We start from the raw sequence: 11,139 nt of genomic DNA, 5'->3' as shown, positions 1-11,139 counted from the left end.
GGGTCAGTGCCTTCCGCTCTGGGAGATCCGCGGGGTGATCCGCATCGGGACCGGGTTGGACAGCTGCGGCGAGGCGGGCATCGGCGCGGTGCCGGGGTCCACGCCGTTCAGCTCGGTGATGACGCCCTCGTCGGCCCCCTGGTAGCCGTCGGCCATCGACTTCAGGCCGTCGGCGATGGCCTTGAGGGCGGCGGGCAGGCCCTTGATGACGTCCAGGGTGTCCTTGCTGTACTTCAGGTAGCCCTTGTCGCCCTCGGCGAACTGCTTGCCCGACTCGTCGTTGCCCCACGGGTTCTGGGACTCCAACGCGGGCAGGTACGAGCTCAGCGCGCTGTACAGCGAGCCGACCTGCTCGGAGACGGCGAGCATCGGCGACACTGCCGCCTGGTACTGCGCGGGGTCGACCTGGAAGCCCTGGCCCGCGTTCCCGGACACGTCCCGGTTGGTGGCAGCGGGCCGGGCACTGATCCGGTTGCCCGCCACAGCCTCCGTCCGGTGCGCGGCCGTCGGCGCGGTCGCTTGCTCGGCGGGCGCGGCAACCGACTGCCGGTGCAACGGCCCGGCGGCGGACGCCGGTTCGCCCTGACGGAGCCCCCGGTCCACGATCCGCGGGGCCTGCCCACCGTCGAAGGGCTCCACGGGCGTGGCCGGTTCGGCCCGCTGGAACGCCTCGGGCGCAATCCGCGCCGACTCCGCCCGCTCGAACGGCTGCAAAGGCACAGCCGCCGCATCCCGCTGGAACGCCTCCGGGGCGATGCGTGCCGGCCGCGCCTGCTCGAAGGGCTCCACGGGCGTGACCGCCGCATCCCGCTGGAACGCCTCCGGCGCGATCCGCGCCGACTCCGCCCGCTCGAACGGCTGTACCGGGGTTGCCGGTTCGGCCCGCTCGAACGGCCGGAGCGGGGTGGCCGCCTCGGCCTCCTGGAACGGCTCGGGGACGACCGTGCCCACCCGGAACCGGACGGGTGCCTCGGCTTCTGCTGCGGTGTACCAGGCCTGCTCGTCGTTGCTCATGGTGCTCCTTCGTCAGTTCGGTTCGACGGCGGGCGCGGTCAGTCCGCGGCGGGAGCGCCGGGCGCGGTGGCCAGGCGGGACAGCGCGGCACGCAGGAACGGGCTGGGCACCTGGAAGCCGCCCTCCTCGCGCAGCGGGGCACGCTGCGGCTTCTCCTCCGCCGTACCGGACGCCGCACCGGACGCCGCACCTGACGCCGTGCCGGACGCAGCGCCGGAGGCGGACGCGGCGGCCGGCGCCTCCGCAGTGCCGGCAGCGGCCGACGCGTCCCCGTGCCCACGCCGGGCGGCCGCGCTGCGCGAGCGCTCCAGGTAGGCGTCATCCCCGCCGGCCGCCGACGTCTCCGCCGAAGCAGCAGACGTTTCCTGACGCATCGTCAGCCCAGTCGCCGGGCTGCCGCCCGTAGCGGTCGCATCCGCCGCCGTTGCACCGGAAGCACCGGCCTCACCGCCGCCCGTCCCGAGCAGGATCCCGGCCAGCTGGCTGAGCGCCTCCTGCTCGCTGGCCGGGCCGGCGGGCGCGACCTGGGCGACGGCGGGCTCGGGCGTGGTGAAGGTGCCGTCGGAGCGGGCGTCGTCCAGCCAGCGGCGGCGGGCGCGCTGCCAGTGGCGGTCGCGTGGGTCGACGTCGCCGGCCCGGCCGAGGATGCCGCTGTCGTGCATCAACTCCTCGTCCTCCTCGCCCTCGACGCCGAACCGGGTCGGGCTGAGGAAGCGGTTGCCCGCCTTGCCGTCCTTGCCCTGGCCGCCGCGGCCCGCGCCGCCCATGCCGGGCATGTGGCCGCCTGCGCCCATCGCGCCGCCGCCGGCCGCCGCACCGCGACCGGCCGCGCCGCCCGAGGCGAGCCCGCTGGAGCCGACCCGCCCGGCCCCGGACGCGCCGGACATTCCCCTGGCGGACGCCCCACCGGCCGCGCCGAGTCCGGCTCCGCCACCGGCCCGGGACGCCAGCGAGCTGCTGCCGCCCGCACCGCCGCGCATCGCCGAGCCGCCGCCACCGCCCGCGCCCGCGCCGCCGCGCACCGCGGAACCGCCGATGCCGCTCCCCCCGCCGCGCGCGGTCGAGCCGCCGGAGTTGCCGAACGTGCTGCCGGTGGTGCCCTTGAACGGGGTCAGGCTGCGACCTCCGGTGCTTCCCGAACTACCGGGGTACCTACCGATGTTGGGCACCCCGGGGAACCCTCCGGTGAACGGGCTGCCGCCACCGCCGCCGGTCGTGCCGGGGCTCGGGGTGTAACCGGCGCCGATGGGCGTGTAGTGCCCGGCGGACGAGGGACCGGAGCCTACGGAGCCGAGGTCTCCCATGCCGGCCAGGTTCAGCGACCCCGTGCCGGTGCCGATGCCGGGCGGCGTGAACACCGGCGCCCCGCCGCCCGAACCGACCGAGCCGCCCGAACCGAAGTTCGGCATGTTCGGGGTGGGCAGCTTGAACGGCGTCAGGGCCGGGCCACCGGCACCGCCGGAACTGCCCGCTCCGCCGAACTGCCCTGCGCCGCCCGCCGATCCGACGCCGCCGAACCCGGCCGCACCGCCCGCCGCCCCGGCCCCGCCGAGGTGCGAGCCGGGCGCACCGGGGGCGTCCGGCAGACTGAACGGGGTGGGGGTGCCCGCGGCGCCCACACCGCCGACGCCGCCGTTGCCCGCGGCCCCGTCCGCACCGAGCAGCCCGTCCGGGCGCGTGCGCGCGGACATCTCGCTGCCCGCGCCGCCGCCCGTCCCGCCGCCTGCGCCGCCCGAACCGGCGGCCCCGCCCTGGCCGTTGAGGGAGCAGGTCTTCGCCATGCCGCTCATGTCGGCGATGTGGTTGGCGTTCTTCCGCAGCAGGCCGTCCACGTGGGTACCGACCTGGCCGACGTACTGGTGGTAGACGGCCGCGGCCTGCTTGATGCCCTCGGAGTTGGCGATGTCGTCGTGCTTGCCCGCCGGATTCTGCTCCATGTACGTCTTGGCGTACTGGAGTTCACGGACCATCTCGTTCTTGGTGTCGATCACCGCGCCCTGCGCCCCGTGCAGCGAGGTGGCGATCGCCTGCCCGGACTGCAGGGTGGTCGCGACGTGCGACTCACCGCCGCCGGCGAACTTCTGCAGGTACTGCTGGAAGCTGTCGGCGGCGGGGCCGGACATGCTGGACATGGCCCGCTGGGCGGCCTCGGTGATCGCCCGCACGTGGGTGTCGGCGACCTGGTTCCACTTGTCCCAGGCGGCGGCGAGCTCGCCGAGGAGTTCCTCGTTGGCGTCCGGGAAGGCGATGTCCTTCCCGTTCTCGTTCTTCTGGACGGTCTTCAGGACTTCGGCGAGATCGGCGGGCAGCGTGATCATGGCGGGGAGGCTCTCCGGTAGGACGATCGTGGTCGGAGCGGGGACGGCGAGCGTCCCCGATGGCGATGGACGGCTGGTGAACAGACACCCCCGGGCGGCTACCCGCCCAGGGGTGTTCGTCAGATGACCTGTCGCGTGCCGGGGCCGCCGCCGCCGCGGATCGGGTCCGGGATGTCCTTGTGGTGGTTGTAGTCGAGCGTGGGCGCGTCGGGGCCGTGGTAGCCGTCGCCCGCGCCGGTGTCGCCGATCGGGGCGACCGGCGCCGGCGGGGGCGGGGTCGGCACGGGGTCGGCGTCCGGCACCCGGGGCGCGCTCGGCAGCGAGGCGGGCACCGCGTCGACGACGCCGGACAGGCGCGGGGCGGCCGGCATGTCGCCGTTGGTGGTGATCCGGCCGATCTCGGTGCCGTGGAGTTCGTCGTTGGCCCGGTGCCGGGAGGCCATCGCCTGGAGGTTCTGCCCCACCGCGGTGGCGTTCTTCATCAACTCACGGATGCCCTGCAGGACTTGCTGCTGGTGCTTGTTCAGGCCGCCGACCGACGACCCGCCGCCCTTGAGGGCCTTGCCGACCAGGTCGGTGCCGTACACCGACTCCTCGACCTGCTTGACCACGGCCTCCAGGTGGTTGGCCGGGCCTTCCAGTTCATGCAGCAGGTCCATGATCTTCTTGGCTGCCGCCTCGACCTCGTCCAGGTCGAGCCAGACCGTCTCGTCCGCCATCGTGCACCCCTCCAGCTCACTGCCCCCGGGTAGCGGGACAGCACCGGACCTGCCCCACCGGGGCCGGGCACGCCGCAGCGCCCGCACCGGATCCGGGGCAGGCCGAAGACACCCTGGGCTGCCGCACCCGCTCAATTGTCAGGCAACTTTACTTGCTGTCCGAGGGTGTACGGCCAAGCGCCTTCGCCGAGGTGACGGGACGTCACCTCGTGACGAGCTTCGCAGAGCTTCAGGTCGGGACATCGGCCCCGAAGGTATGCAGTTGGTAAATTCGAGGTGTGAATCACCCGGCTTCCGACGGCAGGGGCGCTCCCCTTGCGGGTAGTCGTGAATGTCCGGTGAGAGTTGGAAAACTTTTGCCGAAAAGCGGAAGCAGCCGGACCTCTTGACGCCGAGGCCCGGCCGCCGTGGACGGTGACATCCACCCCCACCGGTGGTCACTGTCCGGCTTGGCGCTCCTGGTACTCGGCGATCACCGCGTCGATCGGGATCGACGGCCAAGTGCTGAGCTCGCCCGTTCCCCGGTCCACCACACCGGTGGAGTCCCCGAGGTCCGCCGGCGGCCGGACCTGGCCGGTCACCGGGTCGACCTCCAGCGGCGCGGGCGCGGCCCACACCACCCAACCGAGGTCGAACTCCCGGAACCTGACCTCACGCCCGGCCCCCTCCGGGCTGCCTTCGTTCAGCCACGCCTGTGCCTTCGCGAGGGCCTCGTCCTGGGTGATCATGCGGTTCCTCCTGTGGTGCGGTGTGCCGCGCCGAGCGCGGCAAGTGCTGCGACGGTCGCGGCGAGTTCGGTCGAATCGGGCATCGGCCCCCCGGCCGGGCCGCGGTGCCGAAGCGTCAACTGCCGGCTGCGGTCGGCGCGGGCGACGACCAGGACGTCCCAGTCGTGGTCGGCCGCACTGGGCGGAGCGGCCAGCCGGATCGTCACCCGGACCGGTCGCGTCCCGGGCCGCAGGAACGTCCGGTCCACGATCTCGGCGATCTGCCCCTCCGGGTCCGCCGGGTCGAGGTCGAACTCCCGGTAGAGGATGGGCAGTTCCGCGCCTTCGCCCTCGACGGTCAGGGTCAGGCGCCCGAGCGCCGGCACCCCGTTCCGGCGCAGCGGGCGGGTCGCCTCGGCGGCCAACGCCATTCCGGCGGCCAGCAGTTCACTGGCCGGGCCGTTGTCGACCCACCCGTCCTGGTGGACGGTGCGCGGCAGCGGAGCGGGCCCCGACCAGCGGCCGTCGGCCCCGACCCGGGCCGGGGCGTACCCCTCGACCAGCCGGGCGAGCCCTTCCTCGGGCGTGCCGCCGAGATACCACCAGTCGCTCCGGCCCTGCCGGAACAGTCGGCCCTGCGCGTCGACGGCGAGCACATCGTCGCCGGTCCACCCGACCGGGAACACCGAGGTGCCCAGCCGCCGGGCGAGCCCGGCGGCCACCGTACGGCTGCCGCGCGCCGCCGCCAGGTCGATCACCGCGCCGTGCGCCGCGACCTCCACCCCCGGGCCGGCCGGTGGCAGCGTCAGGTCGCCGTACTGCTCCAGGAATCGCTGCGCCGCCTCGGACAGTTCCACGAGTCCGTCCTCGTCGACGACCGAGAGGATCGCCGTCAGCAGCCGCTGTTCCGCATCGGCATCGGGTCGGCGGCCCGCGGTCCAGCCGGCCTCGACCAGGGCCTCGTGCAGGGCCGTGGTGAAACGGACGCTTGTCATCGCTGCCCCACCTCGACCACCTCGACGCCAAGCTCCGCCAGCAGCGCCGCGCAGGACCGGCAGGGCGCGACCGGCCGGCCGTGCTCCGCGCTGTCGTCCGGCCGGACCGCGATGCTGCTGATCCAGCTCTCCGCGAAGTGCGGACGGGCCTCGTCCAGCGTGATCTCCGCACCGTCGCCGCGCTGCTCGTCCAGGCGGTGCAGCACGTCGGAGATCAGACCGGTCTCCGCACACCGGGCGGCGAACGGCTCGCGCTGGTAGGGCGGCAGCCCGTCCAGGAACTCCCGCACCGCCGGGTGCAGTTCCGGGTCCCCCTCGCCGAGCGCGTTGGACTGGGTGAAGACCGTCCGGTCGACGAGCAGCGTGGACACCGTGTGCGGCACCTCGGCCTCGGCCTCACCGACCGGCCGGAAGCGGTCCAGCACTTCGTACGGGTTGACGCCGAGGAACTCGACCCCGTCCGCGTCCAGGTGGAAGAAGCTGCCGCCGGCCGAGACCACCAGCCGCCCCGGCCCGTCCGCCTCGGCCCCGACCGGAACGACCTCCTCCCCCAACCCCGCAGCCAGCTCCGCCAGTTGCGCGGCCTGCTCCGGTCCGGCAGGCCCGGCCGGCACCGTCCGCAGCGCACCACCGGACGCCGTCGGCAGCGTCAGATCACCGAACCGCCCGAGGAAGGACAGCGCCGCCCGCACGGCCGCCGACTCCTCCCCGGCCGCACCACTCATCCAGTCGGCGAGCAACTCACGGGCGTGCTCGCCGATGTCACGCGAGGGCGACCAGCCGCAGCCGGCCAGCCACGACATCGTCCCGTCAGGGTCGCGGGGTTGAGGCATGAGCGTTCTGCACTCTCTTTTCGGACGGCCACTGGGCCGCAGTCTCGACAATCGGCACTACCCGGCATTTGACGCATCATCAGGAAAGCCGGAGGTTGATTCACGTGGTCAATCCAGGAGCTGTACCGATTTCATCCCGAAGTATCCCACCACCGGGGCGCAGTTGTCGCAGGGCGCCTTGTATTCGCCGTAGCCCGGAACCCGACCGCCCGTGCTGTCCTTCAGAGCCCCGGTCTCCAGCGGGCGGACGAATGCCTTTCCGAGGATTCCCCTGGCGTACTCCATGGCCCTGCCCACGGCAACGGGATCGTTCATGTTGATTCCCGGGAAGCGACCGCCGACCTGTTCGAGAATGTCCGTCATCACGGACGGCTCGGCGCACTTGCACCGCGTGTTCGGATTGCCTGCCGGATAGCTGTCCCAACCCAGCTCCCTCTTCACGCGATCGTACGCCGGGTCCCCTTCCTTGCCGTAGGCGAATTTGACGAGCGGGTGGACGTGCTGCGGAGCGGTCTCACCGGCCAGGCCCTTCGTGCTGCTCGCGGTGACGACCAGCAAGCGCCTGGCGCCCGACTGCCCGTCGATGTACAGCCCGGAAGCCACGCAGCCGGGCCGGAACTTGTCCCCCGCGATGCCGTTCGCCATGGCGGACCCGGAATCGTTCATCACGTCGAAGGCTCCCTCGATGCTGACATTCATCAGCTTCTTCGGGGTGTCCTTGTAGTAGTAGCCCTTCTCACCGGATTTGACGCGTGTGTACCTTTGCGGTGCCTCGAAGGGTGCAGGATCGGTCTCACCTGCGTAGCCGCTCGCGAGGGCCTGTCGCGCCGCATCGTTGAGACCCTGCTCGTGGGCGAGCCGCTCACCCTCCCACTTGAGCTGCTCGGGGTCGCCGTCCTTGTGCTTCTGACGATCCTCCAGGAGCTCCCTGTTCTCGCTCAGCCGGTTCCGCTCGTCGAGCAGACGTTCCTGCTGCCTCAGCTGCTCCTGCTGCTTCTCAGGCTTCGACGCCGAGTCCTTCAGCTCCTCAAGGACGTCCAGCTGCTCCTTCAACCGGGCCTTCTGGTCGGCGGAGTGCCACTTCCCTTCGCCGTCGCGCTGCCCTTCCAGCCACTTCTGCTTGTCCGCCAGCCACTTGCCCTCGTCGGGCGCGCCGGTCTTCGCCTTGAGCTCCGACTTGGCCTGTTCGGCGCTCCACTTGTCCAGACGTTCCCGACAGTCGGCCAACGCCTTCAGCCGGTCCTCCGGCCAGTTGTCCCGCTTGGCCTGCAGCTCCTGCTCCGTCAGCCGGCCGTGCTGGTCGACGAGCCACTCGCTCTTGTCAAGCCACTTCTGCCGCTGGTTCAGGGACTCGCGGGTCTCCCCGAGGGCATGCTGGTCGGCGTCGACCTTCTTTCGCTCGGTGTCGAGCCTCGACTGCCGCCCGTCGAGCTTCTTCTGGTCGTCGGCAACGGCCTTGCGGGAATCCGCCCCGCCTTCCCTCCGCCGCTTGGCCAGCGCGGCGCGGTCTTCGGCCAGCTTGTCGCCGTCCGCCACGAGCTTGTCACGGCGTGCGTCCAGCTCCGCCTGCTTGGCGTCGAGAGCGCCGTGCTCCTGGTCCAGCAGCTTCTGGTCCTTGATCAACGTCTCGCGGCGGACGTCCAGTTCGCCCTTGACCGGCGGCTTGTCGCCCTCGCCCGGAGCATGGTCCTGCTTCTGCTTCTCGGCTGCCCGTTCGGCCTGCCCGTCCAGGGCCTCGTGCCTGGCCATCCGATCGTGCTGCTGGGTCAGGCGCTCCTGCTGTCCGGCCAGGCGCTCCTGTTGTTGCTCCAGCCGCTCCTGGTGCTCCTCCACCCGGCGCTGCTCGGCCTCCAACTGCCTGTTGTTCGAGGTGAACCGCTTCTCGGCGAGCACCCACTGCTCGTCGGCCAGGCCCTGCTGCTGCTTCCGCAGCTCGCTCTGCCTACCGGCCAGATCGTCCTGCTGTGCGGTCACCTTCTGCTGTTCGGCGAGCCGCTGCTTCGTCCGGTCCGGCAGGTTCGCCAGCCCCTCTTCGGAGGTGTGCTGCTTCTCCCTTGCCATCTGCTCCCGCTTCCGCTGCGCCACTGCGGTCCGGTCCGCCTCGGCCTTCTTGGCCATGGCGACGGCATCCGAGACCGAGTTGCCCTGACGGGAGTTCCCGCCGACGCCGGCGGGCTGCGCCGGCGCGGAGTGGTCGCCGGGCGACTGGCTCGCGGGGTGCAGGGGTGCGCGGTCCGGGGTCAGCGGGATGGCGAACAGGCCGCCCTCGCCGGCGTACAGCGGCTTGTCGCTCACGCGGCCCAACTGCGGGTCGCTGTAGACGATCTGGCCCTCGTGGTTCATCGCGTGCCAGGCGTGCGTACGCCCGTCGCTGTCACGGCTGGTGATCACGGCCTGCGAGCCGTGGCCGCTCTCGTGCAGCATCTCCGCCAGCTTGGCGTGCCCGTCCGGGCCGGCGCCCAGGTGCTCGAACTTGGCGCCGAGCGACTGCTCGGCGCGGTCCCGGCCGCCCTTCTCGCCCAGGCCGTTGCCCTCCAGGCGCGGCGCGGCCACCGTCGGGTGGCCGTTGACCGTGTCGACCATCGCGAGCGCGGCGTCCAGGCAGTTGTTCTTCTGGTTGGCCGTGTGCGGCTCGCCGCCGTTCAGCTTCTTCAGCCAGTCGCCGACCCGCGGGTCCGGGTGCCGCTGCGGCGTGCCGTCCGTGTTCTTCGGAACCGCGTCGTGCAGCTCCTGCTGCTCGTGCGCGGACGGCCGCTTCAGCCCGCCCTCGACCTCGAACGGCCGCCCGTCCGAGGCCGGGTGACGCGGACCGCCCTCGTGCTGCGGCTTCCCAGTGCTGTCGTGCTCATTGCCGGACCGGTGGTCGGTGGTGCCGCCCTCGTGCTGGTCGTGCTGCGGCCCCTGGCCTGCCAGGTGGTCGGAACTCCCGTGCGGCGTCTGCGCGTCGGGGTGCACCGGGCCGAGCCCGCCCGGGTTCGCCGGGGCCGACTGGTGGGTGGCGTCGGTGTGCTGGGGCGGTGCGCCGGCCGGGGAGTGGTTGTCGGGGGTGGGCAGGTAGCCGACCCGGACATTGTTCGAATCCGTGCTGCCGCTCGCCCGGTTCGGCGCCGCCTCCGCAGTCCCCGAACCGTCGGTCAGGTGCACGGCCGGGATCCCCAGCAGGTCGGCCGTGCCGGGGATCCGCCCGGTGCCGTCCGGGCCGGTCGTGGAGTGCGCGTGGCTGGCGCCGACCACGACCAGGTACTTCCCGTTGCGGGCGGTGTCCGAGGTGATCGCGTCGTGGGCGTACGAGTTCATCAGGCGGGCCCGCTCGTGGGTTCCGCCGTCCTCGTTGATGGTCCGGGCCGGGTATCCGTCCACCGCACGGACCTTGACGTTGTTGGCCTTCGCGGCCTCCAGCATCTCGGTCAGCTTGGCGGTGTACTGCTGGTCGTACTTCGCGGCCGCCGCCTTCAGGGTCGGCGGCATGGGCCCGTCGTGGCGCGGGTCGAAGTACGTGTCCAGGTCGTGCTGGACGGCGTCGTCGCGCAGGGCCTCCAGGTAGACGGTGTCGACTCCACTGGCCTTCAACTGCTTCATGTTGTCGCGGAGGAACGGCCAGGTCGCGGCGTTGGTGTGGCCTTCGCCGATCACCATGCCGGGGAATCCGGCGTCGTCGCCGTGGCCGTTCAGCAGGCGGTCCACGCCGTCCATCGCGGAACCCTGGCCGTGGACCTGCCTCTGCACCCGCTCACCGTCGATCCAGGTGCCCTGCTCCTGGTTCTGGTCCGCGAGGTCCTTCAGCAGCTGCCGGCGCTCCTCCTGCCGCGCCAAGGTCTCCCTGGAGCGGTAGTCCAGCTTCGCGGCCTCTTCGAGCACCTTGTTGCCCGTGTAGGCGATGGCGTCCGGGCCGATGGCGTTGCGCAGCGGCTCCCGGATGTTCTTGCCGACCTCGGGTTCGACCAGCGTCATCGTCGCCGGATCGACGTAGGCCTTGAAGGTCTGGTCCTTGATCCTGGCGTTCGGCTTCCCGCTCGCCGTCGAACCCGCCGTCTGGTGGGTTTTGCCGTCCTTCACCGGCAGGTGGTTGCTGACGTTCTTCAGTTCGGGCGGCAAGTCCGACTTGAACTTGTTCGCCAGGGCCTTCCCGGCGTGCGCCGCCTTGTTGTTGCTCGGCGGGTAGACGAGGGACGGCCCCTCCGGGTTCTGGTGCAGCAGCTTCTTGCCCTCGGGGGTGAGCCCCTGGTCGGACAGCAGCGACTTCTTCGGCCCGGACAGCCCGGCCGGCTCGGGATCCGGCCGCAACCCCGCCGGCGCGCTGTCAGGACGCGGCGAGGCGGCGTCGTTCGACGGCGTGCTCGGCCGCGAGCCCGGCGGGGTGTCGAACGGCGTCTCGAACGGGTTGTGTGCCGACGACGTCGCAGTGTGCGCCGGACCACCGTGGTTCGACTGCGACGGCACGTGCGGCGGCGCGGGCGGAGCCGACGGCGGCACGCTGTGACTCGACGCGACATGCGGCGGCGCGGGCGGAGCCGACGGCGGGCCGCCGTGACTCGACGCGACATGCGGCGGCG

The 11,139-nt window shown here is 72.2% G+C and carries 7 protein-coding genes; all 7 read right to left on the bottom strand.

Features of this window, described 5'->3' with window-relative positions:
* Positions 1 to 3: 3 nt before the first annotated feature.
* Positions 4 to 1,014, bottom strand: a complete 1,011-nt coding sequence (locus IEZ12_RS23555; protein ID WP_189274424.1) for a hypothetical protein — start codon at positions 1,012 to 1,014, stop codon at positions 4 to 6.
* A gap of 38 nt (positions 1,015 to 1,052) precedes the next feature.
* Positions 1,053 to 3,332, bottom strand: coding sequence for a WXG100-like domain-containing protein (locus IEZ12_RS23550; protein WP_189274422.1), 2,280 nt, complete (start codon positions 3,330 to 3,332; stop codon positions 1,053 to 1,055).
* A gap of 119 nt (positions 3,333 to 3,451) precedes the next feature.
* Positions 3,452 to 4,051, bottom strand: a complete 600-nt coding sequence (locus IEZ12_RS23545; protein WP_189274421.1) for a hypothetical protein — start codon at positions 4,049 to 4,051, stop codon at positions 3,452 to 3,454.
* Positions 4,052 to 4,488: 437 nt separating this feature from the next.
* Positions 4,489 to 4,779 (bottom strand): SUKH-4 family immunity protein, encoded by a 291-nt coding sequence (locus tag IEZ12_RS23540; RefSeq protein ID WP_189274419.1) that lies wholly within the window; start codon positions 4,777 to 4,779, stop codon positions 4,489 to 4,491.
* Entirely contained in the window at positions 4,776 to 5,753 is a 978-nt protein-coding gene (locus tag IEZ12_RS23535; RefSeq protein ID WP_189274417.1) for an SUKH-3 domain-containing protein, read from the bottom strand. The genes IEZ12_RS23540 and IEZ12_RS23535 overlap by 4 nt, the downstream gene beginning before the upstream one ends.
* Entirely contained in the window at positions 5,750 to 6,556 is an 807-nt protein-coding gene (locus tag IEZ12_RS23530) for an SUKH-3 domain-containing protein (RefSeq protein WP_189274415.1), read from the bottom strand. The genes IEZ12_RS23535 and IEZ12_RS23530 overlap by 4 nt, the downstream gene beginning before the upstream one ends.
* A gap of 138 nt (positions 6,557 to 6,694) precedes the next feature.
* Complete coding sequence (locus IEZ12_RS23525) at positions 6,695 to 10,870, bottom strand: toxin glutamine deamidase domain-containing protein (RefSeq protein WP_189274414.1); 4,176 nt, start codon at positions 10,868 to 10,870, stop codon at positions 6,695 to 6,697.
* Positions 10,871 to 11,139: the final 269 nt, after the last annotated feature.

The organism is Kitasatospora griseola (genome assembly GCF_014648555.1).
Classification (GTDB): domain Bacteria; phylum Actinomycetota; class Actinomycetes; order Streptomycetales; family Streptomycetaceae; genus Kitasatospora; species Kitasatospora griseola.
This window is presented reverse-complemented; position numbering and strand designations above follow the sequence as displayed.